Source organism: Streptomyces sp. CB02056 (genome assembly GCF_001905545.1).
Classification (GTDB): domain Bacteria; phylum Actinomycetota; class Actinomycetes; order Streptomycetales; family Streptomycetaceae; genus Kitasatospora.
Map to the genome: position 1 here is coordinate 352,625 of NZ_LIPD01000004.1, position 19,568 is coordinate 372,192.

A 19,568-nucleotide genomic window follows, 5' to 3' on the forward strand; every position below is an offset into this window, starting at 1 on the left:
CCTGCGCCGCTCCCGGACGATCATCCGCAGGCCACCCGGCGCACACCCGCACGACGCACGCGACTGCTCGTACGCGGGGGCGCGAGCCGGGCCGGGCCCACGCCCCCCGACCTACACTTCAGGCACCGCCCCCCAGCACCACCGCGCAGGAGAACCGTGTCCGGCCACCCCGCCCCCCGCACCCCGCTCGCCCGCTTCGGCGGCCGCCTCGCCACCGGACTGCGCGACGTCACCTCGGACCCGGCCGCCCTGGACTCCGCCGGCTACTGGGCCGTCGCCTACGACTTCGAGGGCCGCCTCACCTGCGCCCGCTTCGACGAGGTCCGCCCCGCCCCCGCCCCGCCCTCCGGCGCCGGCTGGCGCGGACCAGAGGCCGGCGGCTGGCACAGCTCCCTCGACCGCGCCGCCTACACCGCGGGCGTCCGCCGCATCCGCGAGCACATAGCCGCCGGCGAGGTCTACCAGGCCAACCTCTGCCGGGTGCTCTCCGCGCCACTGCCCGACCCGGACCGCAGCGACGTCGACGCCCTCACCGGCCTCCTCGCCCACGGCAACCCCGCCCCCTACGCCGGCACCGTCCGCCTGCCCGACCACGGCGTCGAGATCGCCACCGCCTCGCCCGAGCTCTACCTGCGCCGCACCGGCCGCACCATCTCCTCCGGCCCGATCAAGGGCACCGGCCGCACCGAGGACGACCTCCTCGACAAGGATCACGCCGAGAACGTGATGATCGTCGACCTGGTCCGCAACGACCTCGGCCGGGTCTGCGGGACCGGCACCGTCACCGTCCCCGACCTCTGCGCCGTCGAGAAGCACCCCGGCCTGGTCCACCTCGTCTCCACCGTCGAGGGCACCCTGCGCGAGGGCGCCGGCTGGCCCGAACTCCTCGCCGCCACCTTCCCGCCCGGCTCCGTCACCGGCGCCCCCAAGTCCAGCGCCCTGCGGATCATCGACGCCCTGGAGACCGCCCCCCGCGGCCCGTACTGCGGCGCCGTCGGCTGGGTCGACGCCGACCGCGGCGAGGCCGAACTCGCCGTCGGCATCCGCACCTTCTGGATCGACCGGACGGACCCCGCCGCACCCGTCCTGCGCTTCGGCACCGGCGCCGGCATCACCTGGGGCTCCGACCCCGAACGCGAATGGGCCGAAACCGAACTGAAGGCCGCCCGCCTGGTCGCGATAGCGTCGGGCGGCGAACCCGGTGGCGAGTCCGGCAGCGGATCCGACCCGACCGGGGCCTGAGCCCCCACCGCCTAGGAGCAGCACCCGATGCGCAACCGCACCACGAGCTGGGTCAACGGGGCCCTCGTCGACTCCGCCGACGCGACCGTCTCGGTCCTCGACCACGGCCTCACCACCGGCGACGGCGTCTTCGAGACCCTGAAGACGGTCGACGGCCGGGCCTTCGCGGTCACCCGCCACCTCGACCGGCTCACCCGCTCCGCCCGCGGCCTCGGCCTGGCCGACCCCGACCACGACCTGGTCCGCGAGGCCTGCGCCCAGGTCCTCGCCGCCAACCCCGCACCGCTCGGCCGGCTGCGCATCACCTACACCGGCGGCAACGGCCCGCTCAGCTCCGAGCGCGGCACCACCGGCCCCACCCTGGTCGTCGCCCTCAGCGCGATCGGCCACCGCCCCGACGAGACCGCCGTCGCCGTCGTCCCCTGGCGCCGCAACGAGCACAGCGCCGTCGCCGGCCTCAAGACCACCTCGTACGCCGAGAACGTCGTCGCCCTGGCCGCCGCCCACCGCGCCGGCGCCTCCGAGGCCCTGTTCGCCAACACCGCCGGCCTGCTCTGCGAGGGCACCGGCTCCAACGTCTTCGTGGTCCTCGGCGGCCGCCTGCTCACCCCCGCCCTCGCCTCCGGCTGCCTGGCCGGCATCACCCGGCGGCTCGTCATCGACTGGTGCGGCGCCGAGGAGGCCGACCTCCCGCTCACCGCCCTCCAGGACGCCGAGGAGGTCTTCCTGACCTCCACCACCCGCGACGTCCAGGCCGTCACCCGGGTCGACGACCGCGAACTGCCCGGCATCGGCCCCGTCACCGCCAAGGCCATGGCCGTCTTCGCCGAGCGCAGCGGCGACGACCTCGACCCGTGATCCCCGGCCGGGGAGCAGGCCGACCGCGTGGATAACCTCCCCCGCAACGGGAAGGGACCACCACATGACCACCACGCTGCGCCCCGAGGGCCCGGAGACACCCACCGCGGCCGGCGGCCGCACCAGACGCTGGCTGATCCTCTCCAACGGCCGCCCGGTCGGCGCGGTGCGCACCACCGCCGACCCGCAGGGCGGTCAACTCTTCGGGAGAATATCCGAGTTGGAAGTCACCGAGGGCCGCGGCCGGGGCCGCGGCACCTTCGGCGGGCTGGCCGCCGAGGAGGTGCTGCGCACCTGGGGCTGCACCCGGGTCGACGTCGCCGTCCCGGAGTCGGCCGCGGCGGCCCGGGGGCTCGCCGCGACCCTCGGCTACACCGAGCGGGCCCTGGCCATGTCCAAGCCGCTGGTCGACGTCCCCGAGCTGCCCGTCGGGCTGAGCGCGCGTCCCTTCGACGACCCGGCCGAACTCCGGGCCTGGTACGAGGAGTCCGCGGACGACTACGTCCGCATGATGGTCGGTTCCGGCCTCACCGAGGAACAGGCCCGCGCCCGCATGGCCGCCGGGCCGCAGAGCCCGCCCACGCCGGACCCGGAGGCCCCCGGCATGGTCGTGCGCCGCCTGTACGGCGCCGACGGCGGGGAGGGCCCGTACGGCCTGCTCTGGCTGCAGCCGCGCCTGCGCGACCAGCCGGACGGCGAACCGCTCGCCTGGGTGATGAAGGTCGAGGTGTCCCCGGCCCATCAGGGCCAGGGACACGGACGCACGCTGATGCTGCTCGCCGAACGCGAGTGCCTGGCCGCCGGGGTGCGGCACCTCGGCCTCAACGTCTTCGCCGGCAACGAGGTCGCCATCCGGCTCTACACCGCGCTCGGCTACCGGGTCACCGAGCGCGTCTACGGCAAGCAGCTGTGACCGGGCGTGCGGTCAGGAGGACTTCGCCGCCTCGAGGACGGCCACGATCCGCTCGCGCAGCCCGTCCTGGCTCTGCCCGCCGTCGAGGCGCTTCCCGCCGATCACGTACGTCGGCGTGCCCGTGACCCCGATCGCCTTGCCCTCGGCCTGGTCGGCGTCGACGGTCAGCATGTGCCGGCCGTCGACCAGCGCGGTGTCGACCTCCTCGACGTCGGCCCCGACCTCCCGGGCCATCTCCAGCAGCACCTGCTGCCCGCGCGCGTCCAGCTCCGCGGTGCGGGCCAGCAGGGCCTCCACGAAGGGCCAGCCCAGCCCCTGCGCGAACGCCTCCTCGGCCGCCTCCGCGGCGGCGTAGGCGTGCTTGTGCTTCTCCAGCGGGAAGTGCCGCACCTCCAGCGGCAGCGCGTCGCCGTACTGCGCGCGCAGCGCCCGTACGTCGTCCAGCGCGGTGTGGCAGTCCGGGCACTGGAGGTCGCACCAGAACTCGAGGCGGGGGAGGGAACCATCGATCATTCCCTCAGTGTTCCACTAGTGGGCGCCCGCTCCGGCCGGAGGTGCGCCCGAGGGCGGACCGAGAGGAAGGCACCGATGACCAGGACGACCGGACACGAAGGAGCGGTTTCGTGCTGAGCGCGGCGATCAGCTTCATCCTCACGGCGGGCGGAGTGGCCTTCGCGGGGCTGCGGGCCTACCGGCGGCGCTTCCTGTCGGCGACCCGCTGGTTCGCGGTGGCGCTGCTGCCCGCCGGGCTCTACCTCACCGGCCTGTTCCCGCTGGCGAGCACGGTCGCCCGGGAGTTCGCGGACTGGGCGACCAGGCTGGTCTTCGACCCACGGGTCTGGACCGGCATCGCCCTGCTCGGCGTCTCCGCGGTCCTGCTGGTCACCACCCGCTGGGTGGGCCGCCGGGGCGGTACGGCGGTGGAGAGCACCCCGGAGCGCCCGGCCGCGGCCGGCCCGGCGCCCGAGCGCCCGGCGGTGGCGGCGCCGGCCCCCAAGGCCGCGAAGAAGCCGGCCGCGGGCAAGCGGGAGGACGGCCTCGGCGACTTCGCCGACATCGAGGAGATCCTCCGCAAGCGCGGGATCTGAGCGGGACGGGTGGATCCGGCGGACCGGGCGGACCCGGGCGGTCAGGCGGAGGGAACGGCCTCCGCCGACCGCTGCCGCGCCCGGTAGGCGGCGACGTGCAGCCGGTTGCCGCAGGTACGGCTGTCGCAGTAGCGCCGCGAACGGTTCCGGGAGAGGTCCACGAAGACCCGCGCGCAGTCCGGCGCCTCGCAGCGGCGCAGTCGCTCCCGCTCGCCCGCCATGAGGATGAAGGCCAGCGCCATGCCCAGCTCGGCCGCCAGGTGGTCGCCGAGCGCGGCGTGCGGCGCGAAGTAGTGGATGTGCCAGTCGTGGCCGTCGTGGTTGGTCAGCCGGGGCGTCGTCCCGGCGGCCGCGACCATCGAGTTGACCAGCTCGGCGGCCTCCGCGGTGGACTCCGTCGCGAACACCTCGCGCAGCCGGGTGCGCAGCTCGTGCACCCGCCGCAGGTCGTCCTCGGTCAGCGAGTCGATCTCGCTGATCTCCTGGCGGACCACGAAGGCGTCCAGTGCGGCGACGTCCGGCAGCCGCTCGGCGCCGCACACCTCGGGCGCGGTGTTGAGCAGCTCCACGAGGAGGCTCAGCGCGCACTCGGTGTCATGGGTGATCAGCACGTTGGGGGCTCCTCGCGCAGGGGGACTCCGATACCCCGCGTCCGCGGTTACCCCAGACCATACCGGGCCTCGTACCGGTAGGGCGGTGCCTTCCTTCGAAGATGTGTGCGCAGTCCGGCAAGGCGTCCGAAACCGGACACCGCCCGGGCCGGACGGTCCCCGGGGCACTGTCCGTAGGGCCGCCGGAAGACGTCGGCGCCCGGCACCGAGGCCGGCCACCCGTGAGGATGACCGGCCTCGGTGCCGGGCGCCTGCGGTGCTGGGGCCCGCTCCGGGGAGAGCGGGACCGCCTCACCGGCCCCGAGACCGCGTCGTGCGCGGCTGAGTCCGCTGCCGTGCCCCCGAGTAGGACGGCTGCGATGGCGGCAGGCGGTATTGCCCCGCCGACAGCGGGGCGTGACCGCCCTCCGGACGGGGTCAGCTTTCGGCGAGGATGTGGGACAGCTCCCGGTCGAGGTCGAAGTGACGGTGTTCGGTGCCGGGGGGCACCGCGGCGTCCGTCCGCTTGAGGAACGACTCAAGCGCTCGGGCCGGGGCCTCCAGCAGGGCTTCTCCTTCCGGAGAGCTCAGTGCGATGCAGACCACCCCTTGCCCGTGACTGCGGGACGGCCACACCCGGACGTCGCCGGTACCGGTGGGTCGGTGCAGCCCCTCCGCGAGGAGATCTCGGGCGAACACCCACTCCACGGTCTCGTCGGCGCCCGTGTGGAACGTGGCGTGCACGGCGTAGGGGTCGGCGGTGTCATAGCGCAGGCCCGCGGGGACGGGCAGTGAGGACTCGCTGGACACGATGAGGCGCAGGTGCAGCTCGCAGCTGACCGTGGTGTTCATAAGCGCCATGGCCTTTCGCTCAGTGTGCGCTCGGGGAATCGCACGTCGGCGAACGGACCATCCCACCCCCAAGACCGATGTAAACCCCTCTGTCCCGATTCGGGCGCGAGTCGTACCCCTTACGGCGCATTGCGGAATCGCCCCGCAGCGGCCGGGCCGGGCATTACCCGGGCGCTACTTGGTTAGTTTCCTGGCATGACTGTGCGAAACGACAAGAGGCGCGGGAACACGGGAACGGGTGAAGCGGCTGTGGCGGTTGACGCAGTCGTCGACGGCGGACGGGCGACTGGTTGACGGGCCCCGGCCGGCGTCCGCCGCACCCGGTCCGGCGGCTGGTGATCTTCCTGGGTGCGGGGGCCCGACCGACCGGGCCCGGCCCCGCACCGGATCCGCCGCGAGGTCACGGAGGCCGCCCGGCGGGCCGTGACCCGCGGGTGCGCCGCCGCGAACCGGGGCGGCCGGACGGGAGCCCAGGGGGCGACCGGGAGCGGGGTCGCGGGCGGGGAGGGTGGTCGGAGCACCCTCCGGGATGCGGTAATGTTTTCTCTGCACCCGGGCGATTAGCTCAGCGGGAGAGCACTTCGTTCACACCGAAGGGGTCACTGGTTCGATCCCAGTATCGCCCACCGGAATGCACAGTGATACGTGAGGCCCAGCCGATTATCGGCTGGGCCTCACGTGTATTTCCGGAATCCGCCCGAAGAGCCGTCGGTAATCGCCTGAGGCACAGTCATCTTCCGCGTGGGGCGCGAGTTCTGCGGAGGTGTCGGCAGTACCCGGAACGGGCGAGTTGTACGACCGGCCCCGAATGGTGCTACAGTTCTTCTCGTTGCCCGGGCGATTAGCTCAGCGGGAGAGCACTTCGTTCACACCGAAGGGGTCACTGGTTCGATCCCAGTATCGCCCACCCGGACAGCACGCAGGCCCTGACCAGGAAACAGGTCAGGGCCTGCGGCGCGTTCGGGCCCGGGACACCGGGGCCGCCCGTCTACGCCGCCGCCTCGCAGCCGTGCTCCGGCTCCAGCCGGCGCCCGCAGCCGCACCGGGCCGGCCGCAGCGGCCAGGACAGGTCCACCCGCTCCGCCTTCCCCGAGCGGTCGAACCAGTTCTGCAGCCCCCGCGCCTGCGCCGCGTGCCAGACCGCCTGCCGCAGGTGCAGCTCCGCCGCCGACAGCCCGCCCAGCGCCGCCGGGTAGCGGGCGCCGATCCGCCGGGTCAGCGCCAGCGCCGCCGCCGCGTCCGCCGCCGCGTCGTGCGCCCCGGCCAGCTCCACGCCGTAGTGGGCGCACAGGTCGGTCAGCGTCCGGCGGCCCTTGCGGTAGCGGTCCACGTGCTTGTCCAGCACCCGCGGATCCAGCACCACCAACCCGGCCGCCGCCGGCCCCCCGGCCAGCGTCAGCCCGTGATGACGGCGCAGCTCCCGGTCCAGCAGCGTCAGGTCGTAGGGCGCGTTCATCACCACCACCGGGTGCCCGGCCAGCGCCTCGGCCGCCAGCGCGTGGGCGACCTCCGCCACCACCGCGCGGGCCGGACGCCCGTGGGCGCGCACCCGCTCGTCGGTGATGCCGTGAACCGCGCGGGCGCCGTCCGGGATCGGAACCCCCGGATCGGCGAGCCAGGTGGTGGTCCGCGCCGGTGCGCCCGGCGCGAGCTGGACGACCAGGGCGGCGGAGACGATCCGGTCGTTCTCCACGTCCACGCCGGTCGTCTCGGTGTCGAAGGAGGCGAGCGGGCCGGTGTACCAGTGCTGCTGCATGACTGCCCCTCAGACGAGCGTTGCGCCCGGTTGATACCCGGTTCTGACGCCCCTTCAACCCGTTTGGCCCAAGCCCGACCGGGGATCCTGCCCATGACTGTCCCGATCGAATCGACCGACCCGTCCGGACACCGGGACGGGCCCGAGCCGGGGGAGGCCACGGGGCGATGGCACTGACCCAGCCGCAGCCCGAGGAGGCGGCGGCCGCACCGCGGGGGAACCTCGCGGTCACCGCCTGCATGGAGACGTTGCAGGTCGGCTACCTGCACGCGGTCGCCGCCGCGGCCGGCTGCTCGCTCTCCCAGCCGTTCCCGGACAACGGCATCGACTGGCACGTCAGCCACGGATCCCGGGCGCACGAGGTGGACGACGAGGTCACCATCAAGATCCAGCTCAAGGCCACCCAGCAGGTCGCGCCCGACCCGGCCGGACCGTTCTTCAGCTTCACCCTGGACAACGACCACCTGCGCAAGCTCGCCCGGCCCCGGGTCGCCGTCCCGCGGATCCTGGTCGTGATGCTGCTCCCGCGCCGGGTCGACCACTGGCTGCGGGCCCGCCCGGACGCCCTGGAACTGCGGCACTGCTGCTACTGGGTCAACCTGGCCGGCCACCCCGTCACCGGGCAGCGGCGCACCAACGTCCGGGTGCCCACCGACAAGGTCTTCGACGACCGCGCGCTCTGCGACATCATGGCCCGGATCGGTGCGGGCGGCAGCCCGTGACGGCCCGGCCGCGGCAGGGAGGAACCGGACCCATGACACCGCCGTACCCACCGGGCGAGCCGGCCCGGCCCCTGCCCGACCCGGCCGCCGTCGACCCCGCCGTGCTGGCCACCTTGCTCGCCCGGCACGGCTGGGTCCGCCGCGGCGGCCCGGCCGCCCGGTACGGACGCTGGACCCCGCCCGACGAGGAGCCCGGCACCAGCCTGCTCGTCCCGGCCGGGGACGGCTTCGACGACGCCGTCGAACTCCTCACCGACGCCGTCGCCGCGCTCTCCCGCGCCCGCACCCCCTCCGCCCGCTCGATCCTGCTCGCCCTGGCCGTCCCCGGCGACGAACTGCGCTGGCACCGCGAGCCGCCCGGGCCCGCCGGGACCGTTTCCTGGGACGAGGCCGAGCGGCTCAGAGGGGCGGCCCGAGGGATGCTCGCCGCCGGCGCCAAGGCCGCCCGCACCAGGGCCGGCTACTTCGGAGCCCGGCTGGACGGCCTCGCCGGGGACTACCTGGACCGCGTCCTGCTGGTCGAACAGGGCGCCGCCCTCACCGCGTACACCCCCGCTCCCGAGGGCCGCGCCGCCGTCACCACCCTGGTCCGGGCCCTGGAGGCGCTGCGCGACGCGGTCGACTACCGGCGGGTCAGCGGCGGGCCCGAGGCCTTCGGGAACGCCGTCCGGGCCGGGGTCAGCCGCGAGCTCGTCCGGTCCGTCGAGGACCTGGTGCGCGACGCCACCGCCGCCCGGCTCAGCGTCGCCTGGTCACCCGCCGCCGGAACACCGGGCGGCTTCGGCGACCGCCGGATCGACCTCGACTTCTCGCCCGGTGACCTGCCCGCCCTGGCGGAGGCCGCCGACCTGCTGGAACGGACCGAACCCGCCATCGCCGTCACCGTGCTCGGCGTGGTCACCCGCCTCAAGCGCGCCGACCCGGCCGGACCGGGCTCGGTACGGCTCCGGGTACTGACCGGCGCTGACGTCCGGGAGCTCAAGCTCCGCCTGCCCGACCCCGACTACCGGCTCGCCGCCGAGGCCCACCTCGCGGGCCTGCCCGTCCGGGTCTCCGGCCGGCTGGACCGGCACGACGGCTTCCGCCGGCTCGTCCGCCCGCACGGGCTGGAGCTCCGCGGCTGGGAGGACGGGGACCGCGAGCGGCTGCTGAAGTCGCTCGGAGAGAAGGCGGAGGAAGGGGGAGGAGGGGCGTAGGTGGACGGCAGGGGCGGCGCTCTCGGTACCATCGTCACGCGCAGCGCAGTGTTGCGTCCTCTGAAATCCAGCACGTCAGGAGAGACCGGTGACGGACGTCCGGGTAATCATCAGCCGCGAACCCGATCGGGAAGAGCGCGTGGTGACGACGGGCACCACGGCCGCCGAGCTCTTCGCCGACGACCGCTCGATCATCGCCGCCCGGGTCGGCGGCCAGCTCAAGGACCTCGCCTACGCCGTCCAGGACGGCGACGAGGTCGAGCCGGTCGAGATCGGCAGCAAGGACGGCCTCGACATCCTGCGCCACTCCACCGCGCACGTCATGGCCCAGGCCGTGCAGCAGCTCTACCCCGAGGCCAAGCTCGGCATCGGCCCGCCGGTCAAGGACGGCTTCTACTACGACTTCGACGTCGAGAAGCCCTTCCACCCCGATGACCTCAAGGCCATCGAGAAGCGCATGCAGGAGATCATCAAGCGCGGGCAGAAGTTCTCCCGCCGCGTGGTCACCGACGAGGCCGCCGCCGAGGAGCTGGCCGCCGAGCCGTACAAGCTGGAGCTGATCGGCCTCAAGGGCTCCGCCGCCACCGCCGGCGAGGGCGCCGACGTCGAGGTCGGCGCCGGCGAGCTCACCATCTACGACAACCTGGACGCCAAGACCGGCGACCAGTGCTGGGGCGACCTCTGCCGCGGCCCCCACCTGCCCAGCACCCGCCACATCCCGGCGTTCAAGCTGATGCGCAACGCGGCCGCCTACTGGCGCGGCAGCGAGAAGAACCCGATGCTCCAGCGCATCTACGGGACCGCCTGGCCGACCAAGGACGAGCTCAAGGCCCACCTCGACTTCCTCGTCGAGGCCGAGAAGCGCGACCACCGCAAGCTCGGCAACGAGCTCGACCTCTTCTCCATCCCCGAGGAGATCGGCTCCGGCCTCGCCGTCTTCCACCCCAAGGGCGGCATCATCCGCCGGGCCATGGAGGACTACTCGCGCAAGCGGCACGAGGAGGAGGGCTACGAGTTCGTCTACACCCCGCACGCCACCAAGGGGAAGCTCTTCGAGAAGAGCGGCCACCTCGACTGGTACGCGGACGGTATGTACCCGCCCATGCAGCTCGACGAGGGCGTGGACTACTACCTCAAGCCGATGAACTGCCCGATGCACAACCTGATCTTCGACGCGCGCGGCCGCTCGTACCGTGAACTGCCGCTGCGCCTCTTCGAGTTCGGGACGGTGTACCGCTACGAGAAGTCCGGCGTCGTGCACGGCCTGACCCGGGCCCGCGGCTTCACGCAGGACGACGCGCACATCTACTGCACCCGCGAGCAGATGGCGGAGGAGCTCGACTCCACGCTGACCTTCGTGCTCAACCTGCTCCGCGACTACGGTCTGACCGACTTCTACCTGGAGCTGTCGACCAAGGACCCGGTCAAGTACGTCGGCAGCGACGAGACCTGGGAGGAGGCCACCGCCGTCCTGGCGAGCGTGGCCGAGAAGCAGGGCCTGCCGCTGGTGCCGGACCCGGGCGGCGCGGCCTTCTACGGCCCGAAGATCTCGGTGCAGGCACGGGACGCCATCGGCCGGACGTGGCAGATGTCGACAATTCAGTTGGATTTCAACCTCCCCGAGCGCTTCGACCTGGAGTACACGGCGGCGGACGGCTCGCGTCAACGGCCGGTCATGATCCACCGGGCGCTGTTCGGCAGCATCGAGCGGTTCTTCGCGGTGCTGCTGGAGCACTACGCCGGCGCCATGCCGCCGTGGCTGGCTCCCGTCACCGTGACCGGCATCCCGATCACCGACGAGCACGTGCCGTACCTGCTGGAGGTCGCGGCCGAGCTCAAGAAGCACGGGATCCGGGTCGAGGTCGACACCTCGGACGACCGCATGCAGAAGAAAATCCGCAACGCACAGAAGACCAAGACGCCGTTCATGCTGATCGCGGGCAACGACGATGTCGAGGCGGGTGCGGTGTCCTTCCGCTACCGCAACGGCGAGCAGAAGAACGGCGTGCCCCGTGACGAGGCCATCGCCGAGATCGTTGATGCTGTGGCGCGTCGTATCCAGGTGTGAGGTGGGCCCCGCCTGAGCGGGGGTGATCCGAAGATTCGGAACGCGCACCGGAGGAAGGTGCCGTAGGCCCCGCGTTCGCGGGGTTGCGCGGGGCAGGCTCTCGATGAGTCTGCCCCGCGCGGCTTTGCAAGCCCCGTCGGGCGAATATGCTGATCAGCATGACGACTGAGCCGGAACTTCAGCGGGGCGTCGGCGAGCCGGACGGCTTCCGCCGCTTGTGGACGCCTCATCGGATGGCGTACATCCAGGGTGAGAACAAGCCCACCGGCCCGGCTCCGGACGACGGTTGTCCGTTCTGCTCGATCCCGTCGCTGAGCGACGAGGAGGGGCTGGTCATCGCCCGGGGGAGTGCCGTGTTCGCGGTGCTGAACCTGTACCCGTACAACGGCGGGCACCTGATGGTGGTCCCGTACCGGCACGTCGCCGACTACACCGACCTGGACGAGGCCGAGACGGCCGAGCTGGCGGACTTCACCAAGAAGGCGATGACGGCGCTGCGGGCGGCCTCCGGGGCGCACGGGTTCAACATCGGGATGAACCAGGGCGCGGCGGCCGGGGCCGGGATCGCGGCGCACCTGCACCAGCACGTGGTGCCGCGCTGGGGCGGGGACACCAACTTCATGCCGGTGGTCGGCCATACCAAGGTGCTGCCGCAGCTGCTGGCGGACACCCGGAAGATGCTGGCCGAGGTCTGGCCGCAGGGCTGATCCACAGCACGGACGCGGGAGGGCCCCACCGAGGATCTCGGTGGGGCCCTCCCGCGTTCCGCGGGTCAGCCGGCGTTGAAGGTGTCGACGTCGTACGGGCGGGGGCTCTGCGCCTCGGACTTGATGATCGAGGTGCGGTTCTTGAAGAAGCGGTCGGCGTCCAGGTCGTGCTCCTCCAGGAACTCCAGCGTGGCCGCGTGGACGGCGGCGAGCACCGGGACGGAGGCGTTCTGGGCGTTGTCGACCATGGAGCGGTTCTCCCAGGCCCGGCCGGCCCAGATGTGCCGCAGACCGAACGGCTCGGGCAGGCCGAGTCCGCCGCCGAGCCAGGTGAGCAGCCCGGGCATCCGGTAGAACGGGGCGCGGACGGCCTGGCGGACGACCTCGTCGTTGTCGATCAGGGGGAGCTTGACGGTGCGCTCCTCCCAGAACTTCACGGTCTTGGCGACCGACTTCTCCTTGTCCTTGGGCTTGTCGAAGAAGACGCCCTTGACCGGGCCGAGCGCGTAGCCGGACACGGTGATGTTGAGGACGTTGGCGAGCAGGGTGACGGTGACGGTGAAGGTGAGGACCAGCTTGCCGTCGTGGGTGATGAACTGGGTGGCGAGGTAGTGCCGGGGGCCGCCGGAGAAGGTCTGCTTGTCGGCGACGCTCTGTACGGCGAAGTCGCGCATCCGGTCGCCGTCCATGTCGGCGTTGCCGGGGCGGCTGATCTCGTCGGCGCCCTCGCCGATGTCGAAGACGACCCACTGCTTGATGGCGACGTTGGGCATGCCGCTGTTGGCGACGTGGCTGACGCCGAGGCCCTTCAGGTGGGAGGAGATCCGGCGGATCAGGTCCCAGGGGTGGAAGGCGCGGAAGTCGACGTGGCCCTCGGCGGGGTGGAGGGTGTCGGCGAGGCGCCATTCGCCCCAGCGGCGGCCGGCGCCGAGGATGCCCTTGGGGCCGGCGTAGTGGTGGATGTTGGTCTCCTGCTCGGCGTCCAGGCGGCCGAGCTTGTCGCGCAGGTCGGCGGCCTTCTTGTCGAGGTCGTCCCGGGGGACGGCCTTGGCGACGGTGGCGGCGACGGCGCTGCCCTCGACCAGGGCCTGCCAGCGGCTGCGCAGGTCCTTGGCGGAGCGCTCGACGATCCGGCGGGCGAGGTACCAGCCGATGACCGGCGCGAGCATGGTGACGCGCAGGTAGACGCCGATGAAGCCGGTGGCCGGCGGGCGCAGGGCGAGCAGGACGGCGAGGGCGGCGGCCGCGGCGAGCACGATGCCGCCGTAGACGGCCGCGTTCTTCGGGTTGTCCCGCTTGAGCCAGGCGCGGAGCTGGAAGGCGCCGAGCCAGACGAGGGTGCCGGGGAGGAAGAGCACGCCGGTGGCGATGGAGACGGTGCTGAGCTGCCGGTCGCGGGTGTTGCGCAGTTCCTCGGCGGCCAGGCAGTGCTCGACGACCTGGCGGGTGTCGACCCCGAAGGCCGGGACGAGGGGTTTGCGGGCGCCGCCCAGGGCGCGGGAGACCAGCGCCTTGCTGAAGGCCTCGCCGAGGTTGGGGCGGAAGAGCGCGAAGCGGCCCTTCTTCGCGGTGGCGTCGGTGACGGCGCCGACGAAGCCCTGGATCTCGCCGTCGCGGTAGGCGGTCGAGGAGAGTCCCTGGGTGATGGCGGTCTGCGGCCCGGTGTCGGTCCGGGGTATCTGCGCACCCGGGGTCATGTCGAGTGTGGTCACGGTGGCGTCCCCTCCTCCCCTTGTCAGCGGCAGGTTACCGTGCCGTGGCACCCCCGCGCGGATGATCGTCTGAAGTACCGTCACCGGAGGCCTGAGGGGCATGATGCCCAGCTTCGGGCGGGTCGATGCCCGCCGTGGGAGGGATGGGGGCGGTGGGGCAGGATGGGTGGTGGGAGTGACGAAAGGGGCGCGGCCGTGAAGGATCCGGTGCTGGTCTTCGACGGGGACTGTTCGTTCTGCTCGTCCTGCGTGCGCTGGGCGGAGCGGTACCTGCGGCAGACGCTGGCCTCGGGGGGTTGGGAGGCGGTGCCGTTCCAGTTCGCGGACCTGGCGGGGCTGGACGGGCGTGCGGGCGGGCGGGGCGAGGTGTCGGCGGAGCGGGCGGAGCGCGAGGTGCTCTGGGTGACGCCGACCGGCCGGGTGTACGGGGGCGCGCAGGGGGTTGCGCGGCTGCTGATGCGCTCCGGCGGGGCGTGGGCATATCTGGGCGCGGTGTTGACGGCGGCGCCGGTGCGGCCGCTGGCGGGGGTTGTCTACCGCTGGGTGGCGCGCAACCGGCACCGGATGCCGGGGGGTACGGCGGCGTGCGCGCTGCCGGCCCGGAAGCCCGTCCAGCCGTAGACCCGTCCGGCCGTGGTCGGGCGCGGGGCCGCTCAGTCGGTGTAGCGCTCGGCCAGGGCGGCGGGCATCGGCTCGTGGCGCAGGTAGGCGCGGGAGAACTCGGCGGTGCCGTGGGTGAGCGAGCGCAGGTCGACCGGGTAGCGGACGAGTTCGAGTTCGGGGACCTCGGCGCGCAGCAGGGTGAGGCCGGTGCCGCCGGTCTCGCTGCCGAGGACGCGGCCGCGGCGGGCGGAGAGGTCGCCGAGGACGGCGCCGAGGTAGTCGTCGGGGAGCAGGACGCTGACGGCGGCGACGGGCTCGAGCAGGCGGATGACGGCGTGCTCGGCGGCGTCGCGCAGGGCGAGGGCGGCGGCGTTCTGGAAGGACGCGTCGGAGGAGTCGACGGAGTGCGCCTTGCCGTCGGTGAGGGTGACCCGGACGTCGACGAGCGGGTGGCCGGTGGCGACGCCCTTGGCGAGCTGGGCGCGGACGCCCTTCTCGACGGAGGGGATGAAGTGCTTGGGGACGGCGCCGCCGACGACGTGCTCCTGGAACTCGAAGCCGGAGCCGGCCGGGAGCGGTTCGACCTCCAGGTCGCAGATGGCGTACTGGCCGTGGCCGCCGGACTGCTTGACCAGGCGGCCGTGGCCGGCGGCGGCGGTGCCGAAGGTCTCGCGCAGGGCGACCTTGGGTTCGACGGTGTCGACGTGGACGCCGTGGCGGGTGCGGAGGCGGTCGAGGACGACCTCGGCGTGGGCCTCGCCGGTGCACCAGAGGACGAGCTGGTGGGTGTCGGGGTTCTGTTCGAGGCGTAGGGCCGGGTCCTCGGCGGTGAGGCGGGCGAGGGCCTGGGAGAGCTTGTCGTCGTCGGCCTTGCTGTGGGCTTCGACGGCGATCGGGAGCAGCGGTTCGGGGAGGTTCCAGCCGTCGAGTTCGACGGGGTGGCCCGGGTCGTGGACGGTGTCGCCGGCGCGGGCGGTGGTGAGTTTGGCGGCGCAGACGAGGTCGCCGGCGACGGCGTGCGGGACGGGGCGCTGGAGTTTGCCGAAGGGGCTGGTGAGGGCGGTGACGCGTTCGTCGCCGTTCTGGTCGGCGGTGTGGGCGGTGCCGGTGAGGTGGATCCTGGTGTCGGGGCGCAGGGTGCCGGCGTAGAGGCGCAGCAGGCTGATCCGGCCGACGTAGGCGTCGCCGGTGACGCGGACGACCTGGGCGGCGAGCGGGGCGTCGGGGTCGCAGGCGGGGGCGGGGCGGGTGCGTTCGGTGGGGTCGGGGAAGGTGTGGGCGATGAGGTCGAGGAGTTCGGCGGCGCCGAGGCCGTTCTCGCTGGTGGGGACGGCGGGGTGGAGGGTGCAGGAGAGGACTTCGCGGCGCAGGCCGGCTTCGAGGGAGTCGGTGTCGAGGGGGTCGCCGGAGAGGTAGCGCTCCATGAGGGTGTCGTCCTGGCCGGAGATGGCCTCGACGAGGCTGTCGTGGGCGGGGGTGGTGTCGGGGAGGGGGTCGGTGTCGCCGTAGGTGTCGCCGGTGAGGAGGTCGACGCTGCCGTCGGGGTGTCCGTCGTGGAGGACGGGCAGGAAGAGCGGGCGGAGGGTGTCCGGGCCGAGGTCGAAGGCGTCGTGGCAGGCGGTGAGGATGTCGTCGAAGCCGGTGTGGGCGAGGTCGAGTTTGGCGACGGCGATGGCGCGGGGGATGCCTTCGGCGGCGCATTCGTGCCACAGGGCGCGGGTGGGGGCGGTGACCGGGTCGGTGGCGGAGACGACGAAGACGGCGGCGTCGGCGGCGTGCAGGGCGGCGCGCAGGTCGGCGGTGAAGTCGGGGTGGCCGGGCGGGTCGATCAGGTTGATCTTGACGCCCTTCCATTCGAGGGGGAGGAGCGCGAGCTGGACGGAGCGCTGCTGCTGGTGCTCGATGTCCTCGTGGTCGGAGACGGTGGTGCCGTCGGTGACGCGGCCGGCCCGGCCGGTGGCGCCGGAGGCGAGGGCGAGGGATTCGGCGAGGGTGGTCTTGCCCACACCGCTGGGGCCGATGAGGACGACGTTGCGCAGGTCCTTCGGGCCGTTGACGGGGGGTGCCTGGCCGGCTCGTGCCGTGCTGCGGTCGGGCATCGGGGTCTCCTCCCGTGGCGCCGAGGCTGTCTTTGGCAGTCTAGGGTCGGGTTCTGCGGGGCGCGTGTCGTAGGGGCCGGTCGGTGACGGTCCGTGTGTGGGTGGTGGCGGGGGCGCCGACCCGGCGGTGCGTGCGCCGGAGCGTGTCTCCGGCGTGGCTACGATGGGTGGGCCGGACGGGCTGATCCGCCCGGCCGTCTGCCGCGCGTTCCGCGCCAGGCGGTATCTGGGAGATCGGAGCGGCTGGGAAGGCCATGCTCAACAAATACGCGCGTGCCTTCTTCACACGTGTCCTGACCCCGTTCGCCGCGTTCCTGATCCGCCTCGGTGTGAGTCCGGACGCCGTGACGCTGATCGGTACCGCCGGTTCGGTGGCCGGTGCGCTGGTGTTCTTCCCGCGCGGGGAGTTCTTCTGGGGCACCATCACGATCACGCTGTTCATCTTCTCGGACCTGGTCGACGGGAACATGGCCCGCCAGTTGGGCCGGACCTCGAAGTGGGGGGCGTTCCTCGACTCCACGCTGGACCGGGTCGCGGACGCGGCGATCTTCGGTGGTCTGGCGATGTGGTACGCGGGCAAGGGTGACGACAACCTGCTCTGCGCGGTGGCGATCTTCTGTCTGGCGAGCGGCCTGGTGGTGTCGTACACGAAGGCGCGGGCGGAGAGCCAGGGTCTGCCGTGCGACGTGTCGGGGCTGGTGGAGCGGGCCGAGCGGCTGGTGGCCAGCCTGGTGGCGGCCGGGGTCGCGGGTCTGCACACGTTCGGTGTGCCGTACGTGGAGTGGCTGCTGCCGGTGGCGCTGTGGCTGGTGGCGGCGGGCAGCCTGGTGACGGTGTTCCAGCGCATGCTGACCGTGCGCCGGGAGGCGTTCGAGGCCGACCGAGCGGCGGCCGGGAGCTGATGGGGGGCGTCCTGCGGTGACGGACCGACTGGTGTACTGGGCGTACGCGCTGGGGTGGGGGCTGCTGAAGCACCTGCCGGAGCGGGTGGCCGCGGGGCTGTTCGACCGGCTGGCGGACTACGCGTGGCGCAAGCGCGGCAAGCGGGTGCTCCAGTTGGAGGCGAACCTGCGCCGGGTCCGTCCGGGCTTGGACGAGGCCGCGATGCGGGAGCTGTCGCGGGCCGGGATGCGCTCGTACCTGCGGTACTGGATGGAGTCGTTCCGGCTGCCGGTGTGGAGCCGGGAGCGGGTGGCCCGGGATGTCCAGGTGGACGGCTTCGAGCACCTGCGGGAGACGCTGGAGGCCGGTCGGGGCGCGGTGATAGCGCTGCCGCACATGGGCAACTGGGACCTCGCGGGGACCTGGGTGGCGCAGCAGGGCTACCCGTTCACCACGGTCGCGGAGCGGTTGAAGCCGGAGCGGCTGTTCGACCGGTTCGTGGAGTTCCGGGAGGGCCAGGGCATGGAGGTCCTGGCGCTGACCGGCGGTTCGGTGAACGTGATCGGGACGTTGGCGCGGCGGCTGCGCGAGGGCCGGCTGGTCTGCCTGGTGGGGGACCGGGACCTGTCGGAGGCGGGTATCGGGGTGACGTTCTTCGGTGAGGAGACCCGGATGCCGGCCGGTCCGGCGGCGCTGTGCCAGCGGACCGGGGCGGCGCTGATGCCGGTGACGCTCTGGTACGACGGTCCGGTGCTGCGGGGCCGGATCCACCCGGAGGTGCCGGTGCCAGAGGAGGGCGACCGCAAGGAGCGCACCCGGGCGATGACCCAGGCGATGGCGGGGGTGTGGGAGCGGGGCATCCGCGAGCACCCCCAGGACTGGCACATGCTGCAGAGGTTCTGGCTCGCCGACCTGCCGGTCCGTGAGACGGTGAAGGCGGCGCCCGCGGAGCGCGCGGAGGGGGCCCCGGAGCCGGTGGCCGAGGCCTCCGGGTCCTGATCCGTTCCGCCGTCCCGCCCGCACGACCGTCCGAAGGAGCTTGAGGAACCCGTGAAGATCGGCATCGTCTGCCCGTACGACTGGGACGTCCCCGGTGGGGTGCAGTTCCACATCCGGGACCTGGCCGAGCACCTGATCGGTCTGGGGCACGAGGTGTCGGTGCTGGCGCCGGCCGAGGACGACGAGGCGCTGCCGCCGTACGTGGTCCCGGCCGGGCGGGCGGTGGCGGTGCCGTACAACGGGTCGGTGGCGCGGCTGAGCTTCGGCATCCTGTCGGCGGCGCGGGTGCGGCGGTGGCTGCACGACGGCCGCTTCGACATCCTGCACGTGCACGAGCCGGCCGCGCCGAGCCTGTCGATGCTGGCCGCCTGGTCGGCGACCGGGCCGATGGTGGGGACGTTCCACACCTCCAACCCGCGGTCCCGGATGATGATCGCGGCCTCGCCGATCCTCCAGCCGGGGCTGGAGAAGATCCGGGCCCGGATCGCGGTGTCGGAGTACGCCCGGCGCACCCTGGTGGAGCACCTGGGCGGGGACGCGGTGGTGATCCCCAACGGCGTGGACGTGGGCTTCTTCGCGGAGGCCGAGCCGGACGAGCGCTGGACGGGCGGTGCGGCGAAGGGGGAGCCGGGCACGATCGGCTTCATCGGCCGGATCAACGAGCCGCGCAAGGGCCTGCCGACGCTGCTGGCGGCGCTGCCGAGGATCCTGGCGGAGCGGCCGGGGGTGCGGCTGCTGGTGGCGGGCAAGGGCGACGAGGAGGAGGCGGTCGCGGGCCTGGCGCCGGAGGTGCGCCGGCAGGTGGAGTTCCTCGGCATGGTGAGCGACCGGGACAAGGCCCGGCTGCTGCGCAGCGTGGACCTGTACGTGGCGCCGAACACCGGGGGCGAGAGCTTCGGGATCATCCTGGTCGAGGCGATGTCCGCGGGTGCGCCGGTGCTGGCGAGCGACCTGGACGCGTTCAAGCAGGTGCTGGACGGCGGGGACGCGGGCGAGCTGTTCCCGGTGGAGGACGCGGACGCGCTGGCCCGTACGGCGCTGCGGCTGCTGGGTGATCCGGCGCGGCTGGAGGAGCTGCGGGAGGCGGCTTCGCGGCACGTGCGGCGGTTCGACTGGTCGACGGTCGGCGCGGACATCCTGGCGGTGTACGAGACGGTGACGGCGGGCCAGGCGGCGGTGGTCGAGGAGGACGTGCGCAGCGGTCGGCGCGGCCGGTTCGGGCTGGCCCGGGACTGATCCCCGGGGCCGGTGGGGTTAGGGTCGGGCGTCCGTACCACTGCG

General features: G+C 73.1%; 18 protein-coding genes and 2 tRNA genes. 14 read left to right on the forward strand and 6 right to left on the reverse strand.

The features are described from left to right. Positions 1-156: 156 nt before the first annotated feature. From AMK13_RS13485 to AMK13_RS13495, 3 genes are all read left to right on the forward strand, one after another. Complete coding sequence (locus AMK13_RS13485; protein WP_074002363.1) at positions 157-1,242, forward strand: chorismate-binding protein; 1,086 nt, start codon at positions 157-159, stop codon at positions 1,240-1,242. 27 nt (positions 1,243-1,269) lie between these two features. Continuing rightward, a complete protein-coding gene (locus AMK13_RS13490; protein ID WP_074002364.1) occupies positions 1,270-2,100 on the forward strand; it encodes an aminotransferase class IV in 831 nt (276 codons plus the stop codon). A 64-nt stretch (positions 2,101-2,164) separates the two neighbouring features. Further along, on the forward strand, positions 2,165-3,013 hold the full coding sequence (locus AMK13_RS13495; RefSeq protein WP_074002365.1) for a GNAT family N-acetyltransferase: 849 nt from the start codon (positions 2,165-2,167) through the stop codon (positions 3,011-3,013). A gap of 12 nt (positions 3,014-3,025) precedes the next feature. Here the strand turns inward: AMK13_RS13495 and AMK13_RS13500 are convergent, their stop codons facing one another. After that, positions 3,026-3,526 carry a DsbA family protein gene (locus tag AMK13_RS13500; RefSeq protein ID WP_074002366.1) on the reverse strand — a complete coding sequence of 167 codons (501 nt, stop codon included), beginning with the start codon at positions 3,524-3,526 and terminating at the stop codon, positions 3,026-3,028. Positions 3,527-3,636: 110 nt separating this feature from the next. Between AMK13_RS13500 and AMK13_RS13505 the strand changes: the two genes are divergently transcribed. Next, positions 3,637-4,101 carry a hypothetical protein gene (locus AMK13_RS13505; protein WP_074002367.1) on the forward strand — a complete coding sequence of 155 codons (465 nt, stop codon included), beginning with the start codon at positions 3,637-3,639 and terminating at the stop codon, positions 4,099-4,101. Positions 4,102-4,142: 41 nt separating this feature from the next. On the opposite strand, the gene AMK13_RS13510 is transcribed toward AMK13_RS13505, so the two are convergent. After that, the gene (locus AMK13_RS13510) at positions 4,143-4,712 is read right to left on the reverse strand and encodes a CGNR zinc finger domain-containing protein (RefSeq protein WP_049656188.1); all 570 of its coding nucleotides are present in this window, start codon (positions 4,710-4,712) and stop codon (positions 4,143-4,145) included. A gap of 417 nt (positions 4,713-5,129) precedes the next feature. After that, positions 5,130-5,543 (reverse strand): SsgA family sporulation/cell division regulator, encoded by a 414-nt coding sequence (locus AMK13_RS13515; RefSeq protein ID WP_030056266.1) that lies wholly within the window; start codon positions 5,541-5,543, stop codon positions 5,130-5,132. Between the two features lie 554 nt (positions 5,544-6,097). On the opposite strand from AMK13_RS13515, the gene AMK13_RS13520 reads away from it, so the two are divergent. Together AMK13_RS13520 and AMK13_RS13525 are read left to right on the forward strand one after the other, a co-directional pair. Then, positions 6,098-6,169, forward strand: a tRNA-Val gene (locus AMK13_RS13520). Between the two features lie 209 nt (positions 6,170-6,378). After that, positions 6,379-6,450: transfer RNA gene (locus AMK13_RS13525), tRNA-Val, on the forward strand. A gap of 81 nt (positions 6,451-6,531) precedes the next feature. Here the strand turns inward: AMK13_RS13525 and AMK13_RS13530 are convergent. Continuing rightward, positions 6,532-7,299, reverse strand: coding sequence for an exonuclease domain-containing protein (locus tag AMK13_RS13530; protein ID WP_074002368.1), 768 nt, complete (start codon positions 7,297-7,299; stop codon positions 6,532-6,534). Positions 7,300-7,466: 167 nt separating this feature from the next. On the opposite strand from AMK13_RS13530, the gene AMK13_RS13535 reads away from it, so the two are divergent. The 4 genes from AMK13_RS13535 (at position 7,467) to AMK13_RS13550 (ending at position 11,992) form a co-directional block, all read left to right on the forward strand. Then, positions 7,467-8,021: a DUF4365 domain-containing protein gene (locus AMK13_RS13535; RefSeq protein WP_074002369.1), complete on the forward strand. Its 555-nt coding sequence runs from the start codon at positions 7,467-7,469 to the stop codon at positions 8,019-8,021. 32 nt (positions 8,022-8,053) lie between these two features. Continuing rightward, entirely contained in the window at positions 8,054-9,217 is a 1,164-nt protein-coding gene (locus tag AMK13_RS13540; protein WP_074002370.1) for a hypothetical protein, read from the forward strand. An 88-nt stretch (positions 9,218-9,305) separates the two neighbouring features. Then, a complete protein-coding gene (gene thrS / locus AMK13_RS13545) occupies positions 9,306-11,285 on the forward strand; it encodes a threonine--tRNA ligase (protein ID WP_074002371.1) in 1,980 nt (659 codons plus the stop codon). 146 nt (positions 11,286-11,431) lie between these two features. Next, positions 11,432-11,992, forward strand: a complete 561-nt coding sequence (locus tag AMK13_RS13550) for an HIT family protein (protein WP_049651438.1) — start codon at positions 11,432-11,434, stop codon at positions 11,990-11,992. Positions 11,993-12,057: 65 nt separating this feature from the next. Here AMK13_RS13550 and AMK13_RS43460 read toward each other — a convergent pair whose 3' ends face one another. Further along, positions 12,058-13,704: a hypothetical protein gene (locus AMK13_RS43460; RefSeq protein WP_079272097.1), complete on the reverse strand. Its 1,647-nt coding sequence runs from the start codon at positions 13,702-13,704 to the stop codon at positions 12,058-12,060. A 195-nt stretch (positions 13,705-13,899) separates the two neighbouring features. Between AMK13_RS43460 and AMK13_RS13560 the strand changes: the two genes are divergently transcribed. Further along, the gene (locus AMK13_RS13560; RefSeq protein WP_241852866.1) at positions 13,900-14,325 is read left to right on the forward strand and encodes a thiol-disulfide oxidoreductase DCC family protein; all 426 of its coding nucleotides are present in this window, start codon (positions 13,900-13,902) and stop codon (positions 14,323-14,325) included. Between the two features lie 32 nt (positions 14,326-14,357). On the opposite strand, the gene AMK13_RS13565 is transcribed toward AMK13_RS13560, so the two are convergent. Next, complete coding sequence (locus tag AMK13_RS13565; RefSeq protein ID WP_074002373.1) at positions 14,358-16,406, reverse strand: elongation factor G-like protein EF-G2; 2,049 nt, start codon at positions 16,404-16,406, stop codon at positions 14,358-14,360. Between the two features lie 254 nt (positions 16,407-16,660). Here AMK13_RS13565 and pgsA point away from each other — a divergent pair, with 254 nt between their 5' ends. Genes pgsA through AMK13_RS13580 form a run of 3 tightly spaced genes read left to right on the forward strand, consistent with a single transcriptional unit; the run spans position 16,661 to position 19,523 of the window. Beyond that, positions 16,661-17,308, forward strand: a complete 648-nt coding sequence (gene pgsA / locus AMK13_RS13570; RefSeq protein WP_049651434.1) for a phosphatidylinositol phosphate synthase — start codon at positions 16,661-16,663, stop codon at positions 17,306-17,308. Positions 17,309-17,324: 16 nt separating this feature from the next. Further along, a complete protein-coding gene (locus AMK13_RS13575; RefSeq protein WP_241852867.1) occupies positions 17,325-18,287 on the forward strand; it encodes a phosphatidylinositol mannoside acyltransferase in 963 nt (320 codons plus the stop codon). 51 nt (positions 18,288-18,338) lie between these two features. Next, entirely contained in the window at positions 18,339-19,523 is a 1,185-nt protein-coding gene (locus AMK13_RS13580; RefSeq protein ID WP_049651432.1) for a glycosyltransferase family 4 protein, read from the forward strand. The last annotated feature ends 45 nt before the right edge of the window (positions 19,524-19,568 follow it).